Source organism: Pseudoalteromonas sp. SCSIO 43210 (assembly GCF_054133285.1).
Genome location: NZ_CP087225.1, coordinates 1,692,928 through 1,717,355 on the forward strand (window position 1 = coordinate 1,692,928; position 24,428 = coordinate 1,717,355).

The window sequence follows — 24,428 nt, forward strand, 5'->3', positions numbered from 1 at the left end:
CTAATAGCAGACCCATTTAAGTGTTTTATGCTAATGATGTAATCCATTATTAGCATGCATTTTTAGGAGCTGCTATTTTGTTAAATTCCATTCCTTTTTCGTTATTAGAACTTGCCCCCATGATCAAAGGGGACAGCGTTACTAACACTCTTCATAAAAGTACTAAATACGCTCAACGTGCTGATGAGCTTGGCTTTAACCGTTTTTGGCTTGCTGAGCATCATAATATGCCAGGTATAATTTGTGCGGCCACTTCAATTTTGGTTGGTCACATTGCAGGTAATACCAAAAAGATACGCGTTGGATCGGGCGGTATTATGCTGCCAAACCACTCCCCATTAGTTGTTGCTGAGCAATTTGGTACATTAGAGAGCTTATATCCAGGGCGAATAGATTTAGGACTCGGGCGCGCACCAGGTAGCGACCCTGTAACGAGTCGTGCATTAAACAACGATATGAGCCGTGCAGAAAACTTTCCAGGTGAAGTAACTGAACTGCAAACATTGTTAGGTCCTTACAATGGTACACACCCTGTACGTGCTATACCGGGGGAGGACACAAACGTGCCTATTTGGTTATTAGGCTCGAGTTTATTTAGCGCGCAACTAGCGGCGCAAAAAGGGTTACCGTATGTATTTGCAGGACATTTTGCACCGCGTTTTGTGCACGATGCAATAGCGCTGTATAAGCGCGAATTTAAAGCATCAAGCGTACTTGATAAGCCATACGTAATGCTTGCACTGCCTTTAGTGGCTGCAGATACCGACGATGAAGCGCAATACTTGTCGACTACTTCTAAGCAACGTGTACTCGAACTTATACGCGGTAATGAGCTGTGGCTAAAACCACCTGTTGAAAGCATGGACGGGTTATGGAGCGAACAAGAACGCGCTCATGTAGAGAACTTTTTAAGCCTAAGCGTAGTAGGAGGACATGTAAGTATTAAACACAAATTAGAGATGATAGCGAAACAGCTAGAAGTAGATGAGTTTATATTTACCAATGATGTATTCGATAGTGAAAAACGCCACCGTGCACTCGAAATTTTAATGGAAATAAAACACTAATATATAGTTAGTTAAGCAAGCGTACATTCTGGGCTTGTTAACATACAGACATCATCAAAAGTTAAATTAGTTTACTCATTTTATTAACTTTCAGTGATGTCTGTATTTGTTATTTAAATATTCAAAGTAAATTTGATTGCTATTTTTAGTACATATTTTGCTTTATATACCGTTCTGTTTTTTCAATCGAACTGATTTAAACAATCAATTTTAAGATATCACTTTTGTTTTTTATAATGTAGCTATTAAACCAGACATCATAAAATTAAAGGCAGGTACACCGTGAACTCTCTAAACACCGCAACAGCTAATTCAGTTAACAAAACAGCGCAACCAAAAGTTGCACTGGTTGCTGAAGGTGGCGGGCAGCGAGGGATCTTCACAGCGGGCGTACTTGATGCGTGGTTAGAACAAAGCTATGACCCTTTTGATTTATTTATTGGCACTTCAGCGGGTTCGCAAAACTTAACTAGCTACTTAGCGCGTCAAAAAGGCTACGCTAAACGCCTGATCAGAGGGCTTTCGCGTAATAAGCGTTTTTTTCAGCTTGGTCGTGGATTAGTGGGTAAACACATAGTTGATTTAGATTGGTACTTTGACAAAACCACTGAAGTAAACAGAGCTATAGATTTCAAAACAGCGAAAACGAGTTTAGGTGAGCGTGAACTACTTATAACAGCTACAAATGCAAGAGACAGAAAAGCTTATTACTTATCGCCAAATGGTGATAGTGGTCAATGGCGTGATTTGTTAAAGGCTTCTAGCGCACTGCCGTTTTTATACAAACAAGGTGTAAAGTTAACACCTTGGTTAAATGCAAAAGCGGCTAACGAAATACACCTTGCTGAAGAGCAAGCACAGAGCGACTTTTATCTAGACGGCGGTTTAGCAGCACCACTACCCGTGCGTGAAGCTTACAACCGAGGCGCTCGTAAAATTGTGGTAATAAGAACAGTTGATGCTAATTTTCAAGCGCAATCTGCATGGGTGCAAAAGCTAAGAACATTTGCTATTGCATCAGGTTATTGTCCAAAAACATTGGACTACTTAATACAGCACGAAAAAGCGTATTTAGATGAGCTTGAGTTTATTGCAAATCCACCAAGTGATGTGGAAATAATACAAATTTTTGCAGGCGAAAAATTGCATAGCAAATTATTAGGTAGTTCAAATAACGATTTGCGTTTTGATCATAAATTAGGCTTAGCTGCAGGTCGGTCATATTTAGCGCAGCAAAGCCAATTTGAGATCAGCAATACGCATAACTACTCACAAAGCGAGTATCGTTACAATTAAGCCAATCGGATACCCAAATCATGAATAATACTGGAACTTGAAGTTGCGGTATTATTCATTCCAAAATTTTTAAATTGAAATATTAAAAATAACTTAAGTTGATGAAAGCAATATGCTTGTTTCACTATTTAAAATACCGTCAATTTCGCGTACTTGCCTTAACACTCCATCAAACTCACTTAAATTTGCAGCTTGAAGCTCTGCAACTAAATCCCATGCACCATTGGTGGTGTGTAATTTTATAAGCTCGGGTATTCCGCGCATTGTTTTAATTACTTGTGAGGTAGATTTACCAACGACTTCTATCATCATAATTGCGCGCACGGCTTCTGTTTCTATGTGTTCGTGAACGCGTACAGTAAACCCTAATATTGCGCCTGAGCTAACTAATCTGTCTAACCTATTTTGCACTGTCCCGCGTGATACATTTAAAGAACTGGCTAAAGCTGAAATAGAAGCGCGGCCGTCTTTTCGTAATTCAGCTATTAAAGCATTATCAAGAGAGTCATAAATATAGGGAGTCATAAATCAAACCTTTAAAAGAAGTTACTGACCAAAATACATAAATTGTATATAACTGCATAGCAAAATGATAAAAACTAGTACTATTTGTGTAATTAATTACCATATTAAATAGCACGTAGCCTCGCTAAACTTGTTTTAAATTAACTAATACATTTATTCAAGAGGTTTCAGCATGAGTCATTTTATAGCACAGCCAAAACAAGGCGTTCCATTTGTTAGCGTTCAGGCAATGGCTAAGCTTATAAATAGCTTAGGGGTCGAAAACGTTCTGCTAGATCTAACACATAAATTAGAAACCGACTTTGCCCGTTGGACGGAGTTTGATAAGTCACCTCGCTATGCAGCACACTCACCAGAGGGTGTAATAGAGCTAATGCCAGTGAGTGATGGCCAAATGTTCAGCTGTAAATATGTAAATGGTCACCCAAAAAACACCTTTAGAGAACTTCAAACAGTCGCTGCATTTGGTATTTTAGCCGATGTAGATAGTGGCTATCCGGTTATGATAAGCGAAATGTGTTTACTAACAGCACTACGTACAGCCGCAACTTCTGCAATGGTAGCTAAATATTTAGCACCTAAAAACTCAACAACCCTTACTTTAATAGGCAATGGCGCTCAATCAGAGTTTCAGGCACTCGCTTTTAAAGCGGTACTAGGTATTACGCATATTCGTTTATACGATATAGATAAAAGCGCCTCTAAAAAAGCATTTGCTAATTTAAGTGCATGCGGATTAAACGTGGCTATTTGTAATAGTGTACAAGAGGCAGTAAAAGGGGCTGATATTATCACTACCTGTACTGCTGATAAAACTAACGCTACTATTTTAACAAACGACATGATCCCACAAGGTGTGCACATTAATGCCATAGGTGGTGATTGCCCAGGTAAAACAGAGTTAGATGCTAGATTGCTTGAGCGTGCTAATGTATTTGTTGAGTACGAGCCGCAAACTCGAATAGAGGGCGAAATTCAACAAATGAGTCCAAGCTTTACAGTAACTGAGTTTCATAACGTTATTAATAAGCAGTCGCTTGGGCGTACTAGCCAAGATGAATTAACCATTTTTGACGGCGTTGGCTTTGCGAGCGAAGACTTTACCGCACTGGTATTTATACGCGATGAGTTAATTAAAACGGGCGAGTTTGCTTTGCTTGATTTAATTACACAACAAGCGGACCCTCGTAATTTATTTTCAGTGCTTAGTGATCAACCATTAGTAAAAGAGCATGTGGCATGAGCGAAGTAAACCAAGCCCCCAGAGCTGTAGTGATGGTAAGACCGCATCACTTTACATCTAACCCACACACAATGCTCGATAACGCATTTCAAAGTGAATGTTTAGCACAAAATCAAAGTGAACAAGCATTTAAAGAAGTGACTAATGCCGTACAAATATTAAAAAATGAAGGGGTAACAGTTCACCTTTTTGAAGATGAGCAAACACACACTCCCGATTCAGTTTTTCCTAACAATTGGTTTTCAACTCATCAAAGTGGCCAATTAATAATCTATCCAATGTTTGTAGAAAACAGAAGGTTAGAATATCGAAAAGATATTATTGATTTTTTAACGGATCACTATAAAGTGTCTTCAGTGACTGATTATTCATTTTTATCGAAAGAAAATTCATTTCTTGAAGGCACTGGTTCACTGGTTATCGATCATCAAAATAAACTCGCTTACGCGGTAGAATCAAAAAGAACTACCAAGTCGGTGGTTAATACAATATGTGAGCAATTAAAACTATCACCCATAGTGTTTAACGCATATGACGAGCAAGGAACTGCGGTTTATCACACTAATGTTTTAATGTGTATTGCTACAAAATTTGTAATGATCAGTTTAAATATGGTGCCAATTAATCAACGTGCACAGTTAGCTAAACATTTTTTAAAAAGCCATCATCAAGTGATCGATTTAACGCTTGAGCAAATTAATAACTTTTGTGGCAATGCTATTGAGCTACAAGGTAAAAATGGTCGTATTTTAGCCTTATCGCAAACTGCGTTTAATGCACTTACACCGGCACAAATAACAGTTATACAAAAAACGGCTAAGCTTGTGCCATTACCAATACCTACTATTGAGTCGGCTGGTGGCTCAGTTAGGTGCATGATTGCAGGAGTTCATTTGCAAAATAAATAATGTATAGTTTTAAGGCAGCTTAGCTGCCTTATTTGCATTAAATTTTTAGTCGATGTCGTAAGCAAATGCCGTTATACCCAAAAAAGGGTATTAATATAAAAAATATAAGAAGGAATTAGCAATGTTCGATACCGTCGTCAAAAGCGTAAACAACCTTTTATGGGGAGAAGGGCAAGTACTTATTTATATACTCTTGTTTACGGGGGTATGGTTTTCAGTACGACTAAAAGCAATTCAAATACTTAAATTTAAACATATGTTTAGTCTTTTAAAAGGCAGTAGCAAATGTAAAAAAGACGATATTTCATCATTTCAAGCGTTGTGTACAGGGCTTTGCGCACGGGTAGGTACCGGTAATTTAGCTGGTGTAGCGGTTGCAATTTCACTTGGTGGCAGCGGCGCTATATTTTGGATGTGGGTAATAGCCATATTGGGCATGGCTACAGGCTTTGCCGAAAGCGTACTTGGGCAAGTATATAAAGTACGCGATAGTGGTGGCGAGTTTAGAGGCGGGCCTGCGTATTATATTCAACAAGGTTTGGGTAGCCGAGCGTTTGCAATTGTGTTTGCCGCATGTTTATTTTTAGGTTACGGCTTCACGTTTAGTGCAATGCAAACTAACACAATTACCGACGCACTTAATTACGCGTTTGAAGTTCCTACATTTTATTCAGGCCTAGTTATTACAGTACTAGCAGGCTCAATTATACTCGGTGGCTTTAAAGCAATTGCCCGATTTGCAGAGCGTGTTGTGCCAATAATGGGCATTGTGTTTGTACTTGCTGCGGTAATTATTACGATTATAAATTTCACGCAAGTACCTGCCATGCTTAAAGATATATTTTTATCAGCGTTTGGTTTACAAGAAGCCGGAGCGGGTGCAATGGGCGCTGCCATTAAAAACGGTATTCAACGTGGTTTATATTCTAATGAGGCCGGTGCAGGTAGTGTGCCGCATGCTTCAGCAAGTGCCAGCCCAATTCCTAATCACCCAGTAACGCAAGGTTACATACAAATGCTAGGCGTATTTTTCGATACAATAGTACTGTGTAGCTGTACCGCGGTGATCATTTTATTAGCCGATATAGACATAAGCGGTGAAATGGAAGGCATTCGTTTAACACAAAGCGCGATGACCGCTCATTTAGCACAAGGTGGTGTTTATTTTGTCGCAGCTGCTATTACCTTATTTGCTTTTACATCGGTAGTGGCAAACTACGCCTATGCAGAGAGCAACTTGCACTTATTTAAACTCGACAACAAAGTAGGGCGCGGTATTTACACTTTGCTTTATTTATCAATGATGTTGTGGGGCGCGTCGGCCACATTAAAAGAAGTCTGGGATTTAGCCGATATTGCCTTAGGGTTAATGACAGTGGTTAACGTTATCGCTATTATACTGTTAACGCCGACTATTTTGTCTGTTACGAGCGATTACCACGCACAAAGAGACAAAGGTTTAGAGCCCGAATTTAAAGTAAAAGATGTAAAAGTACAGGGTAAATGCGAAGATGGCATTTGGGATTAACTCACGTACTTTAAGCACACTTAACTATAAAAAGCGGTTTTATGGCAACATAAATCCGCTTTTTACTTTGCATAAATATTCACTTTCAGTATTGTAAAAATAACTGAAGCAACCAAAATAAAAGGCATTATTTTTTAGATGATCGAGATTCACGCAGGGAAAACAGCGGCTAAAATTATTAACGAACAGGGCTTTAAACCTGAACTTTTCACCTCTTTTTTAGGTGCAAGTGGCGGTCCTAAATGGTTTACATTATTTGGCTTAGATAAATATATTTTTGGTGAATTTTTTAAAAACCGCACCCAACCACTTAATTTAATTGGCTCATCTGCCGGCGCTTTTCGATCTGCATGTTTTGCACAAAGCGATCCCGTTGCTGCCATTGAGCGATTAGCAAAATCGTATTCGCAAACCCGATATTCAAGTAATAAACCAACACCAAATGAAATAACAATAAAAGCGCGCGCATTACTTGAAGATGTTTTTGGCGATAACGGCGTAACCGAAATTATAAATAACCCAATATTTAAAGCGCACTTTATAGTAGCAAAATCGAATGGCTTTATTGCCAGCGAAAATAAACTTATACAACTACTGGGCTTGTCAAAAAGTTACATGCTTAACCGCGTTAACCGAAAATTATTAGGCTCACAGTATGAGCGTTTTATATTTGGCCCAGCAACAAGTGACTTATCAATTACCGATACCTACAATTTTAAAACGCAAAATATAGCGCTTACTCAAAATAATTTAAAAGACGCGTTACTTGCATCGGGTTCAATACCACTTGTTATGCAAGGCATAAAAAATATTGCAGGCTCGCCGCAAGGAATATATCGCGATGGCGGAATAATTGATTACCACTTTGATTTAAAAATTAATAACCCAGGACTTATTTTATATCCGCATTTTAATTCAGAGCCAAAAGCAGGGTGGTTCGATAAAAATTTAAAACGTAAAGTATCACCACTTAATTACGATAACGTGGTAATGATTACTCCATCAAAAGAATTTATAGCAAGCTTACCGTACGGAAAAATTCCAGACAGAAATGATTTTACCGATCTTGATGCAGATACACGCATTAAATATTGGAATACTGTTTTTAGTGAAACTGAGAAATTGGCTGAGACGTTTGACAAGAAATTAAATAACTTAAAGTTTGATATTAAATAGTATTGGTAATTTACACTGAATGAAAACTTTAGAATTATTGTTCTATAGCAAATTGAGGTGGATATAAAATATGAACTATAACCTGTATTAGTTCAGACAAGATCTGACAATTCAACTTGAAAAAGTGAGAGTTACCCGTTTTGATAAAGGTGTCGAATCTTTAAATCAAAACAAACAAAAAGGTAACTCTCATGTTGCATACTAACAATCCAATCATAAAACACAAAGCTGGTTTACTTAACCTTGCCGAAGAACTAGGCAATGTATCAAGAGCCTGTAAAGTCATGGGCGTATCACGAGATACATTTTATCGTTATCAAGAACTCGTTAATGAAGGTGGTATCGATGCATTAATCGAAAAGAACCGCCGTACACCAAATATAAAGAATCGCGTTGACGAAGAAACAGAGCAAGCCGTCATTAACTATGCAGTTGACTATCCTGCTCACGGTCAACATAGAACCAGCAATGAGCTTCGTAAGTTAGGCGTGTTTGTCTCAGGTAGTGGTGTTCGTTCAATCTGGTTGCGTCACGATTTAGAAAACTTCAAAAAACGATTGAAAGCATTGGAAAACAAAGTCGCTAATGAAGGTATTATTTTATCTGACGCTCAAGTTGCTGCGCTAGAAAAGAAAAAACATGACGATGAAGCCTGTGGTGAAATTGAAACAGCGCATCCCGGTTATCTTGGCTCACAAGACACATTTTATGTTGGTAACCTTAAAGGTGTTGGTCGTATCTATCAACAAACCTTTGTGGATACCTACAGTAAAGTCGCCTTTGCGAAGCTCTACACAACGAAAACGCCAATTACAGCGGCTGACATGCTCAATGATAAAGTATTGCCTTATTTCGAAGGTCACAAATTGCCTATGCTTAGAATATTAACTGACCGAGGAACTGAGTATTGCGGGCGAGTTGAGCATCATGATTATCAGCTATATTTGGCAATTAACGACATCGACCATACAAAAACGAAAGCAATGTCCCCGCAAACAAATGGTATCTGTGAGCGTTTCCATAAGACGATTTTGAACGAGTTCTATCAAATCACATTCCGCAAAAAGTTGTACGATTCAATGGAAAAACTACAAAAAGATCTGGACGAATGGATGGATTACTACAACAATGATCGGACTCATCAAGGAAAAGTATGTTGCGGTCGAACACCACTTGAAACATTACTGGATGGAAAAACGGTTTGGGCAGAAAAGAATTTAGCTCAAATCTAAACTAACAGTCACCATTAGAAAAATGGGTAACTGTCAGATCAAGTCTGAGCTAGTACATATAACCCCATAAATTACGGTCTGCTATTAATAATAAAAGGGCAGAAAGCCCTTTTATTTTAGTGTATTAATTTAGAAATAATATTGTCGAAATGATAACTGTTGTACAAATTAAGCACTTTCATAAAGCGCTCTTTATTTATTTTTTATTACTTTCTTAAATTGTTTTTCACCAACTAATTCGGGATTTTCCTCATCTATTTTCGGCTCGTTAGAACTTACTACTACAGTTGACCAGTTAGTCTTGCCCGTAGATTTATTGCCCTTGATATAATTTTTAGTAATTTTATTTTCCATTATCAATCCTTTGATTTTTTAACTTTTTTGAATTTTTTCAGTTCTTCATCTGTTAAGAGTGGAGCATCGGGATCATCTTTTGCATTTTCCTCGATCTCACCTTCAGTCATTTTTTTTAGGCGCTCGTAGTCAGTCTTTCCATCTACAGAGTCATCTTTGTTTCTTTTAATATGAGTTTCTGACATAAATTTATCTCGCTTTCATACTTAGATACACAACACGTTCTTTTTGACTGGCAGTTCTAGCAGAAATCATTCGCCTTGAAGTACCACTTTTTCTCCATGTATAGACAACCATTAAAACACCGGGCTTAGCTTCTCCAATAACTTGTATCCGCTCTTCACCATAATCATTACGGTCATCTATAGCTTCAATTCTTTCATCATCATCAAATATAGTCACAGCATCATTGAAATCGATACCATGCTTATCTATATTTTTACTATTTTTATTATCATCCCATTCAAATAACACAACTATTTCCTTGTTAGTAAGTAATGATTAAAATCACTAAATATTATTTTTCTAAAACGCATACTGTTTTTGTATATATAATTTAGACATCTTTATAATTTTCCCATTTTTAGTTTCAATACGCAAATAACAAATATGTTTCAGAAAGTAACTTACCAAAAGTATATTTTTTCTGTTTAGGTGTAAATACTTGGATTAAGCCCATAAGTTGGTGAACTTTATGTTGAGAAAACGCCCCGCCAAAATATCTAAATGGCGGGGCGTTTGTGGTTTTTCGTGTGGAAAATAGCGAAGCCCACACGAACTAGAACAAAAGCCCTTTTAAGCGTAGCGGTTCTAGCCCGTAACATAATGTCATTTATGGGGTGTATTTTGATTGCATTCTCTATCATGGAAAGCAACCGGCTTTTACATTAATGATTGCAAAATGCATGTTTTTGCCTGGTTTTGTTATGCTGTTTTGATTGCAAAATGTATTAGTCTGGTTTATCCTGGCTGTTCATTATGATTGCAAATGATACTAAAATGGCTATTACTTACAGACCTAGCAAAGAAATTGAAGCTAAGATTAATAAACTTAAATCTGAGCTTGATATACCTACGACAACAAAGTTAATTGATTTTTTGATTTCTAATTATGAAAAAGACCATGAACATATAGATTCTTTAATTTCTGTCTCTGGTGATGCTGTTAAAGCTTACAATAAACAAAAACTAATTGTTGATACCTTCAATAAAGCATTAAAACTCATGCAAAGTAATGATTAATTTTGTTTGTTTTAACTTGGCGACAGCCGATAGCGAAGCGGAAACCCAACCCATCTAAATCATATCGATATTGTTTTGGCTGCACTGACTAAAGCAATATCACTAAATTAAATCGCCCCTCTGATAAACCCCTCCGAAAATTGAAATAAAAAATCATGTTTCCGTATTGGTACAGGTTGAGAGTCCACATACTTTAATAGTGGACTCTACTGCGGATTTCGCCGATTTTTATATTTTTTTCGTTTCATCCTCTATTAAATCCTGCTTTGCCATTACCTGATAATTCTCGATCATATAATGAATAATATCTGTCCATTTTATAGACTTTCCCGTTTTATAGGATATTTCTATAGCCTTTCTTTCTAACTCCATTTTTTTTGCCATTGGTATTGATACCGTTGTTCTATCTGCTTTTGCCACGTCTTTTCTCCAGCATTTATATAAGTGAATGGTAGCACGCTTGAATTTAATTATTCTCTTATACTTGTATTCACCCATACACTCATGTATAAAGTTTTGTATTGCATAGGTGAATACAATCACTCACTTTATATGGAACTTAAATTGATAGACCTCTTAACCATAAAGATACCTTTCGTTGAATCGATTGTTGCTATGTCTCCAGACGGAACAAGCGGCCTTATCGATTTGCGCGAGTGTCAAAAAAGAGGTTGCAGGTTAGCAGCGGGGGACGTTGATTTTACAACTAACGATTATCGTTTAGATGCTGAAAATATTTGTATTGCTGAGGTATCGGCTTTGCTTCACCCGTTCGAATCATTACCTAGCTCTTGGTCAACTTTGGCGTTTAAAGTTAGGGCAGGCGGTCAAAATTATTACCCGTTCATCGAATTAAAAGCGAGTCCCGCAAAATTACTACAGGGTCATAACGTTTACGGCTCTTGCGACGTTTCATTATGTATAGATTCTTTGCTAACAGCGTTTTGTTATGCAATGCCTGACATGGTTGAAATTTTAGAGTTTAAAAATGCTGAACTTGCTCAAATTGATTGCACGTTTAGCGCTCACTTAAAAACCGAATCAGATAGTCGAAACGTAATTCATGCATTGCGTAACATATCAAACGGCCAAACAAGGGGCGCTAAATCTGCTTTTGATACTACTGCATATTTCGGCAAAGGCTCACGCCATAAACGATTAAAAGCTTATTTAAAGCAATTTGAATTACAAGACCAAATTAATAAAGCACAAGCAAAATACGATAAAACGAAGAACCAAGCGTTTAAAAAACAGCTCGATGCAATGACATCACCCGAAGTACAAGAATTTGCAAAAAATGCATTACGTTTAGAAACTAGTGTTATGCCTCGTATGTTAAAGCGTTTAGGCATACCCACTAATCTCTGGGCTTTTGACACATACAGCAATTCGTTTGATGGGTGTTTAATTCAGCAATTATGGAAACAATCTTGGTCAGACATATTTAAAACATTCGAAGGTGCAACCATGCGTACTTATTCAGATACTGAAATACATGAAAATCTTAAAGAACATTTTGTTAAAACCACTTATTACAGAGATAAAAAAACTCATGTAATGATGGAAAAATACAATTATTCAAAAGCCGATCGTTTATTCCGTTTCTTTAGAATGGTTAAGCATGAAGGTTGGGATGAAGTTAAATCTACAACTCCCGAGCGTACTTTTTACGACAACATTAAATTACTTACCGAAGTTGTACCAAAAGCGTACTTACAAAATTTACAGGCTACTGCATCTAATGTTGTTCCACTTATTCGTTTTGTAAATGTCGATTTTGAAAACCAGCATCCGAGCAATTGGGTAGAACCTGTGCGCTTATCAGACCAATTAAATATCCCTGAAAACCTCGAATTACTGAGGCTAGTATCATGATACTTATTTTTTTAGCTTTTAATATTTTTGGTTTGGCCTTTCTTCTTACGAATGATTTTGAAAATAGCGGCGTCATGTTTTTTTCTAATTTGATTATGATTTTTGGTTATTTACTTCTTGAACGAGTCGAGCGATATACAAACACAAACCAATTCACAGACGGCCAACACGCCGCAATTGAACAATACAACGAGGATACAAAACCATGAGCGTAATTATTGAAGTGATGGACACTAACAATTCACACCTACCAAAACCCAGAACTATCAAAGGACAAAATGGAAAAAGCGACCGTATTATTTATGACCAAACCGCTTTCGCTCATCTGGGCGGTGTTTTTCCTGTTGAAATGCGTTTAAGTCATAACGAAGTATCTGAGGTTTTGGAAGTCGGAAAATATTTACTACATCCATCAAGTTTTAAAGTTGGCCGTTATGGCGGCTTGGAAATTGACAACTTCAATATGGTTTTAGAAAAATATAACCCGAGTAAATAAAAATGTCTCAATGCGTAGCCATCCAACCCGACCAAACATTAAAAGCCGTTACTGGCGTTTGTGATTTTGTGATGGTTACACAAGCTGAGTTCTTAGAGCTACAGCAACACGGATTAGTGAACGTTCTTAATGAATTGTTCGCTTTTAGCTTGGCCGATTTCGGCCTAATAAATACGGCGGCATTAGTCGCTTTTATAACTGCACATTGTATCGGGCGCGTTGTTCGAGTAATGGGCAAAACATAACTTATAAGGAATACCCAAATGGAAAACGTTAAAAATATATTAGTTTCAAAACGCGCAAAAGCTGGTTTATTACTCAGTTCAATCGTTGCCTCTGGTTCGTCTTTCGCAGCTGATTATTCTGCAGAAATTGGTACCGCTGTATCAGATGGCACAACAAACTATTCAGCTGTTATTGCAGGTGTAATTACTGTTGCTGCAATCGGTTTTGCTATTGGCATGATTGTATCAAAGCTAAACAAGTAGATGGTTACCTCAATTGGTCTTGCTTCATTTCTTGTGTGGTGCTTCGTCGAAGGATTCTCAAGTGGCGTAAGAGCCAGTTAATAACGGCGGGTAAAACCGCCCTTTTTTTAAGGCGCTTACATGCGATTACTAATATTTTTATTGGCGCTATTAAGCGCTTTTTCCGTTTCTGCTTTTGAACCTGATTTAAGCCACTTAATTTCGCCAAAGCAAGAGTTAAACTTTTGTGTTACTGCTTTTGGATATGAGGGCTGCTCTGATAAAGAGGACGACGCCTATCTAGCAGCATGTTTAACTTACATTGATAATGCAGATGTACCACCAGACACTTCAGACAGAAAAAATTATTCTCTTGAATGTGGATATAAACCTCAATCAGGCTCTAAACCAGTACGTATAACAAAATTTTGTATTAAACAGGCCTATCCACCTTATGGTTGTACTCCCTCTAGTACATACTCCTCTATTACTTATGGTAATTTAGTAAATGATATTGTTTATTCATGCCCGCCAGACCATGAGCCAGATTATGATATTAATGTTCCCTTAAGCCCAGTGCCAACAGAAGGGCCTACTTTCATGTGTGCTAAACCTCTTGATTCAGAAGAGCCAGAGAAAGACCCCGACTGCCCAGAACCCACCGACAATGACCCCTTTGTTTTTGGTACAGGTGGTAGTGGTTCTGTTTGTTTTCCTGCTCCTAACGGACGTCAATGTGAAATAAAAACGGATTCTAATGGGGGTTATTATATTCCTATTTCTTATGGTTCTACTGAACCCGCTGAATGTGTTCCTGACCCAGAGCCAGAAGAACCGGAAGAACCAGATGAACCCGATGACCCAGACAAACCTGATAACCCTGATGACCCAACCCCAACACCTGCACCAGATGAGCCTGAAGAACCCAAAGAAGCTGATGATTCAGATAAAACTGATATTTTAGATGCCGTCAATCAAGTAAATGATAATTTAAATGTTATTAACGACAATATGAATATTGGGATTGAATCCAATACAGAGCGCTTGGATAGAGTAGCTTTAGAGATACAAAATTCTAATGAATTACTTTCTTCTGTTAAAGCAAATACTTTAAATATTGATGATTCAGCAACCGTAATAAGGGATAGGATAAAAGAGAGCACTGATTTTTTAGATGGCATTAAAGAAGGAACAAAAGAAGGTGTTGATATTCTTGATGGCATTAAAGAAGGTCAAAAAGAAGGCATTGATTTATTAGATGAAATCAAAGAAAACACAGAAAAAGAAGATTTCACTATTACTGCTGGTCGTAAAAAAGGCGGTTTGAATGACTTGTTCAGTGATGCAGATTTGTTATTAGTTAAAACTGAAATAGAAGATAAAAAAACTGAATTAACAGAATATATTGAAACAATTCAATCTGAATCTGAATCAATTTTAGATTTAGACCCTAATATCTCAGGTTCTTATACTGAACATAAGGAAATAATTAAAGGCGTTGAAGTCGATTTGGGTGTTGGTAGATTTTCTAATTTTTATCAGATGATAGCCCCAGCCATTATTTTAATAGCTTCAATTGCAGCTCTTTTTATAATATTAGGTAGTAACAAAGAATGATAAAAAAAACTATATTCTTAATTTTGATTTGTTTACCATTTTTCTTAATGGCCAACGCAACAGCCACAACACTTACAGGTGCTCAAGGTGTTGTAACTTCTGCGGGTAACTTCATGTCTGATTTTTGGGACTTCTTTGATAATGATGTCCCTAATTTTTTTAAACGCGCTTTAGCTTACATAATTGAAAAGGTCGTTTTATTTAAAATCACAGCACAAATTGAAGCTATGAAACTTGCTTGGTCTATTTCAAAAAGTGTTATCGAGAGTTTTCAAGTTGGTTCAAAAATCGCAAGCGCTGCAAGTGGTTTACCACAAGACGTAAAAGCCGCTTTAGTAGATTTGCGTTTATTCGATGGTTTAAACATTATCGTTCAAGCTTTTATAGCTCGTTATGTTATGAGGTTCTTGTAATGGCTAGCTCAATTTTTCATGGTGCACCTGGTTCTTTTAAATCTGCTAGCGCTACGTGGTTTGAAGTGTTACCAGCACTAAGAAAAGGCCGTTTAGTTGTTACCAATATCGAAGGTATTTTACCTTTAGATGAAATCGAAACAGAGCTACAAGAAACTTTCCCTGAGAGCGCTCAGCTTTGGCGTTTGTCTTCACAGAATGAGGAAGGACAATCACTTTGGCGCAATTGGTATCATTGGATGCCTACAGGTGCATTGGTTTTAATTGATGAAGTGCAAGACGTTTACCCAACTGAATCTACTTTTAAACCCGAATCTTGCAACTACAAACATGTAGATAATTACAAAGATTTGATACCCGAGCATTGGTATAAATATCATTATGAGCAACTAGAAAAGTTTAAACCTGAAAATTTAACTAGTGGTGATACTGACGATTTAGGAAAGGAGTTATTTAACGAACATGGCCACATTATTTACCCCAAAACACTTAAAGAGTGTTACATGCGACACCGCAAATACAACTGGGACATTATCGTCTGCACCCCCGACATTACCAGTGTTCACAAATACATTAGAAACGTTAGCCAGTACGCATATTCACACAAATATTTCGATGGCCTCGCGGGAATCCCTTATTACAACAGAAGACCGCGAATCTTTGACCACAACCCAAAGCTTGACGGAAAAACCCCGACCAAAGCAAACACAATTACTTGGAAAAAAATCCCAGTCGAAGTACACAAGTGCTACAAATCAACAGCAACCGGAGGTATTACAAAAGGACAAGGTAAAAATTTCATTTACACTCCTATTTTTGCCTTTCCGCTTGTTGCTGTCATTTTGTGCGTATCTTATTGGCTATGGTATTTTACCAGTAGTGAAACCGTTACTAAAAATGATGAAAAGCCCAATGCAGAAATTGTGGAAGGTGTTAAAAAAGGTTCTGTTGTTACTGGCCCTAATGCTGATATTCAGATTTCTGATGCTAGCCCTGTTTTTCTAAACCTACCTTATGGCGCTACTGATATTTTTGTTACTGGTATTCAAGAAGTTAAACGCCCAGACCGTATGCATAGAGAGTTTATTTTTGAATTCATCACAGAAAAATACGGCAATTTTAGTATCAATTCTTATGAACTAGCCAGCATGGGTTTTAGTATTCAGTATTTCAGTTCATGCAATGTACTTATAAAAAACAGCTCATTTGTCTATCGTGCCCTGTGTAGCCCAAACCCCTATGTACAGCCAGAACAAGAACAATCTGATAATGAAATTTCTTTATTTTCATCTTTATAAATTAAAAATAAGCCGCCAAGCGAAGCCTGAGCGTAGCGGCTTATTTAATTTAATATCTATATACTTCCACCACTAACAACCCATAAGTTGGTGAACTTTATGTTGAGAAAACGCCCCGCCAAAATATCTAAATGGCGGGGCGTTTGTGGTTTTTCGTGTGGAAAATAGCGAAGCCCACACGAACTAGAACAAAAGCCCTTTTAAGCGTAGCGGTTCTAGCCCGTAACATAATGTCATTTATGGGGTGTATTTTGATTGCATTCTCTATCATGGAAAGCAACCGGCTTTTACATTAATGATTGCAAAATGCATGTTTTTGCCTGGTTTTGTTATGCTGTTTTGATTGCAAAATGTATTAGTCTGGTTTATCCTGGCTGTTCATTATGATTGCAAATGATACTAAAATGGCTATTACTTACAGACCTAGCAAAGAAATTGAAGCTAAGATTAATAAACTTAAATCTGAGCTTGATATACCTACGACAACAAAGTTAATTGATTTTTTGATTTCTAATTATGAAAAAGACCATGAACATATAGATTCTTTAATTTCTGTCTCTGGTGATGCTGTTAAAGCTTACAATAAACAAAAACTAATTGTTGATACCTTCAATAAAGCATTAAAACTCATGCAAAGTAATGATTAATTTTGTTTGTTTTAACTTGGCGACAGCCGATAGCGAAGCGGAAACCCAACCCATCTAAATCATATCGATATTGTTTTGGCTGCACTGACTAAAGCAATATCACTAAATTAAATCGCCCCTCTGATAAACCCCTCCGAAAATTGAAATAAAAAATCATGTTTCCGTATTGGTACAGGTTGAGAGTCCACATACTTTAATAGTGGACTCTACTGCGGATTTCGCCGATTTTTATATTTTTTTCGTTTCATCCTCTATTAAATCCTGCTTTGCCATTACCTGATAATTCTCGATCATATAATGAATAATATCTGTCCATTTTATAGACTTTCCCGTTTTATAGGATATTTCTATAGCCTTTCTTTCTAACTCCATTTTTTTTGCCATTGGTATTGATACCGTTGTTCTATCTGCTTTTGCCACGTCTTTTCTCCAGCATTTATATAAGTGAATGGTAGCACGCTTGAATTTAATTATTCTCTTATACTTGTATTCACCCATACACTCATGTATAAAGTTTTGTATTGCATAGGTGAATACAATCACTCACTTTATATGGAACTTAAATTGATAGACCTCTTAACCATAAAGATACCTTTCGTTGAATCGATTGTTGCTATGTCTCCAGACGGAACAAGCGGCCTTATCGATTTGCGCGAGTGTCAAAAAAGAGGTTGCAGGTTAGCAGCGGGGGACGTTGATTTTACAACTAACGATTATCGTTTAGATGCTGAAAATATTTGTATTGCTGAGGTATCGGCTTTGCTTCACCCGTTCGAATCATTACCTAGCTCTTGGTCAACTTTGGCGTTTAAAGTTAGGGCAGGCGGTCAAAATTATTACCCGTTCATCGAATTAAAAGCGAGTCCCGCAAAATTACTACAGGGTCATAACGTTTACGGCTCTTGCGACGTTTCATTATGTATAGATTCTTTGCTAACAGCGTTTTGTTATGCAATGCCTGACATGGTTGAAATTTTAGAGTTTAAAAATGCTGAACTTGCTCAAATTGATTGCACGTTTAGCGCTCACTTAAAAACCGAATCAGATAGTCGAAACGTAATTCATGCATTGCGTAACATATCAAACGGCCAAACAAGGGGCGCTAAATCTGCTTTTGATACTACTGCATATTTCGGCAAAGGCTCACGCCATAAACGATTAAAAGCTTATTTAAAGCAATTTGAATTACAAGACCAAATTAATAAAGCACAAGCAAAATACGATAAAACGAAGAACCAAGCGTTTAAAAAACAGCTCGATGCAATGACATCACCCGAAGTACAAGAATTTGCAAAAAATGCATTACGTTTAGAAACTAGTGTTATGCCTCGTATGTTAAAGCGTTTAGGCATACCCACTAATCTCTGGGCTTTTGACACATACAGCAATTCGTTTGATGGGTGTTTAATTCAGCAATTATGGAAACAATCTTGGTCAGACATATTTAAAACATTCGAAGGTGCAACCATGCGTACTTATTCAGATACTGAAATACATGAAAATCTTAAAGAACATTTTGTTAAAACCACTTATTACAGAGATAAAAAAACTCATGTAATGATGGAAAAATACAATTATTCAAAAGCCGATCGTTTATTCCGTTTCTTTAGAATGGTTAAGCATGAAGGTTGGGATGAAGTTAAATCTACAACTCCCGAGCGTACTTTTTACGACAACATTAAATTACTTACCGAAGTTGTACCAAAAGCGTACTTACAAAATTTACAGGCTACTGCATCTAATGTTGTTCCACTTATTCGTTTTGTAAATGTCGATTTTGAAAACCAGCATCCGAGCAATTGGGTAGAACCTGTGCGCTTATCAGACCAATTAAATATCCCTGAAAACCTCGAATTACTGAGGCTAGTATCATGATACTTATTTTTTTAGCTTTTAATATTTTTGGTTTGGCCTTTCTTCTTACGAATGATTTTGAAAATAGCGGCGTCATGTTTTTTTCTAATTTGATTATGATTTTTGGTTATTTACTTCTTGAACGAGTCGAGCGATATACAAACACAAACCAATTCACAGACGGCCAACACGCCGCAATTGAACAATACAACGAGGATACAAAACCATGAGCGTAATTATTGAAGTGATGGACACTAACAATTCACACCTACCAAAACCCAGAACTATCAAAGGACAAAATGGAAAAAGCGACCGTATTATTTATGACCAAACCGCTTTCGCTCATCTGGGCGGTGTTTTTCCTGTTGAAATGCGTTTAAGTCATAACGAAGTATCTGAGGTTTTGGAAGTCGGAAAATATTTACTACATCCATCAAGTTTTAAAGTTGGCCGTTATGGCGGCTTGGAAATTGACAACTTCAATATGGTTTTAGAAAAATATAACCCGAGTAAATAAAAATGTCTCAATGCGTAGCCATCCAACCCGACCAAACATTAAAAGCCGTTACTGGCGTTTGTGATTTTGTGATGGTTACACAAGCTGAGTTCTTAGAGCTACAGCAACACGGATTAGTGAACGTTCTTAATGAATTGTTCGCTTTTAGCTTGGCCGATTTCGGCCTAATAAATACGGCGGCATTAGTCGCTTTTATAACTGCACATTGTATCGGGCGCGTTGTTCGAGTAATGGGCAAAACATAACTTATAAGGAATACCCAAATGGAAAACGTTAAAAATATATTAGTTTCAAAACGCGCAAAAGCTGGTTTATTACTCAGTTCAATCGTTGCCTCTGGTTCGTCTTTCGCAGCTGATTATTCTGCAGAAATTGGTACCGCTGTATCAGATGGCACAACAAACTATTCAGCTGTTATTGCAGGTGTAATTACTGTTGCTGCAATCGGTTTTGCTATTGGCATGATTGTATCAAAGCTAAACAAGTAGATGGTTACCTCAATTGGTCTTGCTTCATTTCTTGTGTGGTGCTTCGTCGAAGGATTCTCAAGTGGCGTAAGAGCCAGTTAATAACGGCGGGTAAAACCGCCCTTTTTTTAAGGCGCTTACATGCGATTACTAATATTTTTATTGGCGCTATTAAGCGCTTTTTCCGTTTCTGCTTTTGAACCTGATTTAAGCCACTTAATTTCGCCAAAGCAAGAGTTAAACTTTTGTGTTACTGCTTTTGGATATGAGGGCTGCTCTGATAAAGAGGACGACGCCTATCTAGCAGCATGTTTAACTTACATTGATAATGCAGATGTACCACCAGACACTTCAGACAGAAAAAATTATTCTCTTGAATGTGGATATAAACCTCAATCAGGCTCTAAACCAGTACGTATAACAAAATTTTGTATTAAACAGGCCTATCCACCTTATGGTTGTACTCCCTCTAGTACATACTCCTCTATTACTTATGGTAATTTAGTAAATGATATTGTTTATTCATGCCCGCCAGACCATGAGCCAGATTATGATATTAATGTTCCCTTAAGCCCAGTGCCAACAGAAGGGCCTACTTTCATGTGTGCTAAACCTCTTGATTCAGAAGAGCCAGAGAAAGACCCCGACTGCCCAGAACCCACCGACAATGACCCCTTTGTTTTTGGTACAGGTGGTAGTGGTTCTGTTTGTTTTCCTGCTCCTAACGGACGTCAATGTGAAATAAAAACGGATTCTAATGGGGGTTATTATATTCCTATTTCTTATGGTTCTACTGAACCCGCTGAATGTGTTCCTGACCCAGAGCCAGAAGAACCGGAAGAACCAGATGAACCCGATGACCCAGACAAACCTGATAACCCTGATGACCCAACCCCAACACCTGCACCAGATGAGCCTGAAGAACCCAAAGAAGCTGATGATTCAGATAAAACTGATATTTTAGATGCCGTCAATCAAGTAAATGATAATTTAAATGTTATTAACGACAATATGAATATTGGGATTGAATCCAATACAGAGCGCTTGGATAGAGTAGCTTTAGAGATACAAAATTCTAATGAATTACTTTCTTCTGTTAAAGCAAATACTTTAAATATTGATGATTCAGCAACCGTAATAAGGGATAGGATAAAAGAGAGCACTGATTTTTTAGATGGCATTAAAGAAGGAACAAAAGAAGGTGTTGATATTCTTGATGGCATTAAAGAAGGTCAAAAAGAAGGCATTGATTTATTAGATGAAATCAAAGAAAACACAGAAAAAGAAGATTTCACTATTACTGCTGGTCGTAAAAAAGGCGGTTTGAATGACTTGTTCAGTGATGCAGATTTGTTATTAGTTAAAACTGAAATAGAAGATAAAAAAACTGAATTAACAGAATATATTGAAACAATTCAATCTGAATCTGAATCAATTTTAGATTTAGACCCTAATATCTCAGGTTCTTATACTGAACATAAGGAAATAATTAAAGGCGTTGAAGTCGATTTGGGTGTTGGTAGATTTTCTAATTTTTATCAGATGATAGCCCCAGCCATTATTTTAATAGCTTCAATTGCAGCTCTTTTTATAATATTAGGTAGTAACAAAGAATGATAAAAAAAACTATATTCTTAATTTTGATTTGTTTACCATTTTTCTTAATGGCCAACGCAACAGCCACAACACTTACAGGTGCTCAAGGTGTTGTAACTTCTGCGGGTAACTTCATGTCTGATTTTTGGGACTTCTTTGATAATGATGTCCCTAATTTTTTTAAACGCGCTTTAGCTTACATAATTGAAAAGGTCGTTTTATTTAAAATCACAGCACAAATTGAAGCTATGAAACTTGCTTGGTCTATTTCAAAAAGTGTTATCGAGAGTTTTCAAGTTGGTTCAAAAATCGCAAGCGCTGCAAGTGGTTTACCACAAGACGTAAAAGCCGCTTTAGTAGATTTGCGTTTATTCGATGGTTTAAACATTATCGTTCAAGCTTTTATAGCTCGTTATGTTATGAGGTTCTTGTAATGGCTAGCTCAATTTTTCATGGTGCACCTGGTTCTTTTAAATCTGCTAGCGCTACGTGGTTTGAAGTGTTACCAGCACTAAGAAAAGGCCGTTTAGTTGTTACCAATATCGAAGGTATTTTACCTTTAGATGAAATCGAAACAGAGCTACAAGAAACTTTCCCTGAGAGCGCTCAGCTTTGGCGTTTGTCTTCACAGAATGAGGAAGGACAATCACTTTGGCGCAATTGGTATCATTGGATGCCTACAGGTGCATTGGTTTTAATTGATGAAGTGCAAGACGTTTACCCAACTGAATCTACTTTTAAACCCGAATCTTGCAACTACAAACATGTAGATAATTACAAAGATTTGATACCCGAGCATTGGTATAAATATCATTATGAGCAACTAGAAAAGTTTAAACCTGAAAATTTAACTAGTGGTGATACTGACGATTTAGGAAAGGAGTTATTTAACGAACATGGCCACATTATTTACCCCAAAACACTTAAAGAGTGTTACATGCGACACCGCAAATACAACTGGGACATTATCGTCTGCACCCCCGACATTACCAGTGTTCACAAATACATTAGAAACGTTAGCCAGTACGCATATTCACACAAATATTTCGATGGCCTCGCGGGAATCCCTTATTACAACAGAAGACCGCGAATCTTTGACCACAACCCAAAGCTTGACGGAAAAACCCCGACCAAAGCAAACACAATTACTTGGAAAAAAATCCCAGTCGAAGTACACAAGTGCTACAAATCAACAGCAACCGGAGGTATTACAAAAGGACAAGGTAAAAATTTCATTTACACTCCTATTTTTGCCTTTCCGCTTGTTGCTGTCATTTTGTGCGTATCTTATTGGCTATGGTATTTTACCAGTAGTGAAACCGTTACTAAAAATGATGAAAAGCCCAATGCAGAAATTGTGGAAGGTGTTAAAAAAGGTTCTGTTGTTACTGGCCCTAATGCTGATATTCAGATTTCTGATGCTAGCCCTGTTTTTCTAAACCTACCTTATGGCGCTACTGATATTTTTGTTACTGGTATTCAAGAAGTTAAACGCCCAGACCGTATGCATAGAGAGTTTATTTTTGAATTCATCACAGAAAAATACGGCAATTTTAGTATCAATTCTTATGAACTAGCCAGCATGGGTTTTAGTATTCAGTATTTCAGTTCATGCAATGTACTTATAAAAAACAGCTCATTTGTCTATCGTGCCCTGTGTAGCCCAAACCCCTATGTACAGCCAGAACAAGAACAATCTGATAATGAAATTTCTTTATTTTCATCTTTATAAATTAAAAATAAGCCGCCAAGCGAAGCCTGAGCGTAGCGGCTTATTTAATTTAATATCTATATACTTCCACCACTAACAACCCATAAATTACGTTATGTTAAATCGAGTTGGTTTTAATAAAGCGAGCGTGATTATACAAAACAGCTCGCTTTTAGGAGAGTAATTTGGGGGTTAATTAAGCTCTGAATCAACCCAAAACTTAGTACCTTTTAATACAGCTTGTAGTGCAAGGCCGTTTTCGGTTACAGAATATACAGTAACTTGATCTGCAATCGCTTCGGCAACCAGTGCACCACCTTTATCTTCATATTTAGCTGCTGCATCAGCGTTTCCGCCAAAAGCCCAACCATGTTCAATAAATCTATTTAGTGCAGCTTGGTTATGAAAAACCATTACAACGTTAAAATCTTTAACGCCTAAGCCAAGTCCTAAACCGGCTTCACCCATATTCATGTAAGTTGATTTACCTGTAAGGTTATTTTTAACCACGCCGTAACCACCGCCAAAGCTAGCAAGCACTACATTTACATTCGCGTTATCGAATACAGCATAACCAGCAGAGTTAGCAATTTGTTTTTTAACATCAGGTTTTTCAGCGTATAATTTATCTAATGTGTTTGCTTTCATACTTTGTACAAGTGAACGTTTTTCGCTTGGTGATGCACTACCTGTAGTAGCGCACCCAGTTAACGCAACTGTTAAAGCAAGTACGCTTAGTATAATTAGTTTTTTCATAATGTTTTCCTTAATAAGATTATAGCAACCAACAACCATAGAAAAATCACGGTATTAAAATAATTAGAACTTTACTATGTCCAATACTAGACAGTATCGGACTTTAACGTTATTCTGTAAGTCTATTATTTAATTGAATATTT

30 protein-coding genes are annotated in these 24,428 nt (G+C 37.1%); 23 read left to right on the forward strand and 7 right to left on the reverse strand.

From position 1 onward, the window contains the following. Positions 1–77: 77 nt before the first annotated feature. Positions 78–1,067 (forward strand): LLM class flavin-dependent oxidoreductase, encoded by a 990-nt coding sequence (locus tag LOS73_RS07285; RefSeq protein WP_033030862.1) that lies wholly within the window; start codon positions 78–80, stop codon positions 1,065–1,067. A gap of 282 nt (positions 1,068–1,349) precedes the next feature. Further along, positions 1,350–2,363, forward strand: coding sequence for a patatin-like phospholipase family protein (locus LOS73_RS07290; protein ID WP_457934754.1), 1,014 nt, complete (start codon positions 1,350–1,352; stop codon positions 2,361–2,363). Between the two features lie 93 nt (positions 2,364–2,456). Here LOS73_RS07290 and LOS73_RS07295 read toward each other — a convergent pair whose 3' ends face one another. Next, positions 2,457–2,888, reverse strand: coding sequence for an Lrp/AsnC family transcriptional regulator (locus tag LOS73_RS07295; RefSeq protein ID WP_033030858.1), 432 nt, complete (start codon positions 2,886–2,888; stop codon positions 2,457–2,459). A gap of 172 nt (positions 2,889–3,060) precedes the next feature. On the opposite strand from LOS73_RS07295, the gene LOS73_RS07300 reads away from it, so the two are divergent. From LOS73_RS07300 to LOS73_RS07320, 5 genes are all read left to right on the forward strand, one after another. Further along, positions 3,061–4,131 (forward strand): ornithine cyclodeaminase, encoded by a 1,071-nt coding sequence (locus LOS73_RS07300; RefSeq protein ID WP_007377578.1) that lies wholly within the window; start codon positions 3,061–3,063, stop codon positions 4,129–4,131. Then, positions 4,128–5,039, forward strand: a complete 912-nt coding sequence (ctlX, locus tag LOS73_RS07305) for a citrulline utilization hydrolase CtlX (RefSeq protein WP_007377577.1) — start codon at positions 4,128–4,130, stop codon at positions 5,037–5,039. The genes LOS73_RS07300 and ctlX overlap by 4 nt, the downstream gene beginning before the upstream one ends. Positions 5,040–5,160: 121 nt before the next feature. Next, on the forward strand, positions 5,161–6,567 hold the full coding sequence (locus LOS73_RS07310; protein ID WP_007377576.1) for an alanine/glycine:cation symporter family protein: 1,407 nt from the start codon (positions 5,161–5,163) through the stop codon (positions 6,565–6,567). Positions 6,568–6,705: 138 nt separating this feature from the next. Next, entirely contained in the window at positions 6,706–7,743 is a 1,038-nt protein-coding gene (locus LOS73_RS07315; RefSeq protein ID WP_457934755.1) for a patatin-like phospholipase family protein, read from the forward strand. Positions 7,744–7,934: 191 nt separating this feature from the next. Continuing rightward, positions 7,935–8,975: an IS481 family transposase gene (locus LOS73_RS07320; protein WP_337149778.1), complete on the forward strand. Its 1,041-nt coding sequence runs from the start codon at positions 7,935–7,937 to the stop codon at positions 8,973–8,975. A gap of 192 nt (positions 8,976–9,167) precedes the next feature. Here LOS73_RS07320 and LOS73_RS07325 read toward each other — a convergent pair whose 3' ends face one another. Genes LOS73_RS07325 through LOS73_RS07335 form a run of 3 tightly spaced genes read right to left on the reverse strand, consistent with a single transcriptional unit; the run spans position 9,168 to position 9,803 of the window. Continuing rightward, a complete protein-coding gene (locus LOS73_RS07325) occupies positions 9,168–9,329 on the reverse strand; it encodes a hypothetical protein (RefSeq protein ID WP_457934756.1) in 162 nt (53 codons plus the stop codon). A gap of 2 nt (positions 9,330–9,331) precedes the next feature. Further along, positions 9,332–9,514: a hypothetical protein gene (locus LOS73_RS07330; RefSeq protein ID WP_008138997.1), complete on the reverse strand. Its 183-nt coding sequence runs from the start codon at positions 9,512–9,514 to the stop codon at positions 9,332–9,334. Positions 9,515–9,518: 4 nt separating this feature from the next. Beyond that, positions 9,519–9,803 carry a BrnT family toxin gene (locus LOS73_RS07335; RefSeq protein ID WP_342863533.1) on the reverse strand — a complete coding sequence of 95 codons (285 nt, stop codon included), beginning with the start codon at positions 9,801–9,803 and terminating at the stop codon, positions 9,519–9,521. 504 nt (positions 9,804–10,307) lie between these two features. Here LOS73_RS07335 and LOS73_RS07340 point away from each other — a divergent pair. Next, positions 10,308–10,571, forward strand: a complete 264-nt coding sequence (locus tag LOS73_RS07340) for a hypothetical protein (RefSeq protein ID WP_457934757.1) — start codon at positions 10,308–10,310, stop codon at positions 10,569–10,571. Positions 10,572–10,799: 228 nt separating this feature from the next. Here LOS73_RS07340 and LOS73_RS07345 read toward each other — a convergent pair whose 3' ends face one another. After that, positions 10,800–10,991, reverse strand: coding sequence for a hypothetical protein (locus LOS73_RS07345; protein ID WP_457934758.1), 192 nt, complete (start codon positions 10,989–10,991; stop codon positions 10,800–10,802). Between the two features lie 144 nt (positions 10,992–11,135). Here LOS73_RS07345 and LOS73_RS07350 point away from each other — a divergent pair, with 144 nt between their 5' ends. The 8 genes from LOS73_RS07350 (at position 11,136) to LOS73_RS07385 (ending at position 17,384) form a co-directional block, all read left to right on the forward strand. Continuing rightward, entirely contained in the window at positions 11,136–12,446 is a 1,311-nt protein-coding gene (locus LOS73_RS07350) for a phage/plasmid replication protein, II/X family (RefSeq protein WP_457934759.1), read from the forward strand. Positions 12,447–12,651: 205 nt separating this feature from the next. Continuing rightward, positions 12,652–12,942: a single-stranded DNA-binding protein gene (locus tag LOS73_RS07355; protein ID WP_457934760.1), complete on the forward strand. Its 291-nt coding sequence runs from the start codon at positions 12,652–12,654 to the stop codon at positions 12,940–12,942. A gap of 2 nt (positions 12,943–12,944) precedes the next feature. Continuing rightward, positions 12,945–13,187: a hypothetical protein gene (locus tag LOS73_RS07360; protein ID WP_007377565.1), complete on the forward strand. Its 243-nt coding sequence runs from the start codon at positions 12,945–12,947 to the stop codon at positions 13,185–13,187. Positions 13,188–13,205: 18 nt separating this feature from the next. Next, a complete protein-coding gene (locus LOS73_RS07365; RefSeq protein ID WP_457934761.1) occupies positions 13,206–13,430 on the forward strand; it encodes a hypothetical protein in 225 nt (74 codons plus the stop codon). A gap of 120 nt (positions 13,431–13,550) precedes the next feature. Further along, positions 13,551–15,026: a hypothetical protein gene (locus LOS73_RS07370; protein ID WP_457934762.1), complete on the forward strand. Its 1,476-nt coding sequence runs from the start codon at positions 13,551–13,553 to the stop codon at positions 15,024–15,026. After that, complete coding sequence (locus tag LOS73_RS07375) at positions 15,023–15,439, forward strand: DUF2523 family protein (RefSeq protein WP_007377568.1); 417 nt, start codon at positions 15,023–15,025, stop codon at positions 15,437–15,439. Before LOS73_RS07370 ends, LOS73_RS07375 begins: the two co-directional genes overlap by 4 nt. Next, on the forward strand, positions 15,439–16,737 hold the full coding sequence (locus LOS73_RS07380) for a zonular occludens toxin domain-containing protein (RefSeq protein WP_457934763.1): 1,299 nt from the start codon (positions 15,439–15,441) through the stop codon (positions 16,735–16,737). The genes LOS73_RS07375 and LOS73_RS07380 overlap by 1 nt, the downstream gene beginning before the upstream one ends. A gap of 383 nt (positions 16,738–17,120) precedes the next feature. Next, positions 17,121–17,384: a hypothetical protein gene (locus tag LOS73_RS07385; RefSeq protein ID WP_457934757.1), complete on the forward strand. Its 264-nt coding sequence runs from the start codon at positions 17,121–17,123 to the stop codon at positions 17,382–17,384. Between the two features lie 228 nt (positions 17,385–17,612). Here the strand turns inward: LOS73_RS07385 and LOS73_RS07390 are convergent, their stop codons facing one another. Further along, the gene (locus LOS73_RS07390) at positions 17,613–17,804 is read right to left on the reverse strand and encodes a hypothetical protein (RefSeq protein ID WP_457934758.1); all 192 of its coding nucleotides are present in this window, start codon (positions 17,802–17,804) and stop codon (positions 17,613–17,615) included. Between the two features lie 144 nt (positions 17,805–17,948). On the opposite strand from LOS73_RS07390, the gene LOS73_RS07395 reads away from it, so the two are divergent. From LOS73_RS07395 to LOS73_RS07425, 7 genes are all read left to right on the forward strand, one after another. Beyond that, entirely contained in the window at positions 17,949–19,259 is a 1,311-nt protein-coding gene (locus tag LOS73_RS07395) for a phage/plasmid replication protein, II/X family (protein WP_457934759.1), read from the forward strand. A gap of 205 nt (positions 19,260–19,464) precedes the next feature. Further along, a complete protein-coding gene (locus tag LOS73_RS07400; protein ID WP_457934760.1) occupies positions 19,465–19,755 on the forward strand; it encodes a single-stranded DNA-binding protein in 291 nt (96 codons plus the stop codon). A 2-nt stretch (positions 19,756–19,757) separates the two neighbouring features. Then, positions 19,758–20,000 carry a hypothetical protein gene (locus LOS73_RS07405; RefSeq protein WP_007377565.1) on the forward strand — a complete coding sequence of 81 codons (243 nt, stop codon included), beginning with the start codon at positions 19,758–19,760 and terminating at the stop codon, positions 19,998–20,000. 18 nt (positions 20,001–20,018) lie between these two features. Continuing rightward, positions 20,019–20,243, forward strand: coding sequence for a hypothetical protein (locus tag LOS73_RS07410; protein WP_457934761.1), 225 nt, complete (start codon positions 20,019–20,021; stop codon positions 20,241–20,243). 120 nt (positions 20,244–20,363) lie between these two features. Continuing rightward, the gene (locus LOS73_RS07415) at positions 20,364–21,839 is read left to right on the forward strand and encodes a hypothetical protein (RefSeq protein ID WP_457934762.1); all 1,476 of its coding nucleotides are present in this window, start codon (positions 20,364–20,366) and stop codon (positions 21,837–21,839) included. Then, on the forward strand, positions 21,836–22,252 hold the full coding sequence (locus LOS73_RS07420) for a DUF2523 family protein (protein ID WP_007377568.1): 417 nt from the start codon (positions 21,836–21,838) through the stop codon (positions 22,250–22,252). Before LOS73_RS07415 ends, LOS73_RS07420 begins: the two co-directional genes overlap by 4 nt. After that, a complete protein-coding gene (locus LOS73_RS07425; RefSeq protein WP_457934763.1) occupies positions 22,252–23,550 on the forward strand; it encodes a zonular occludens toxin domain-containing protein in 1,299 nt (432 codons plus the stop codon). The genes LOS73_RS07420 and LOS73_RS07425 overlap by 1 nt, the downstream gene beginning before the upstream one ends. Positions 23,551–23,721: 171 nt before the next feature. Here the strand turns inward: LOS73_RS07425 and LOS73_RS07430 are convergent, their stop codons facing one another. Further along, positions 23,722–24,285, reverse strand: coding sequence for a lipid-binding SYLF domain-containing protein (locus tag LOS73_RS07430; RefSeq protein WP_033030849.1), 564 nt, complete (start codon positions 24,283–24,285; stop codon positions 23,722–23,724). Positions 24,286–24,428 lie beyond the last annotated feature (143 nt).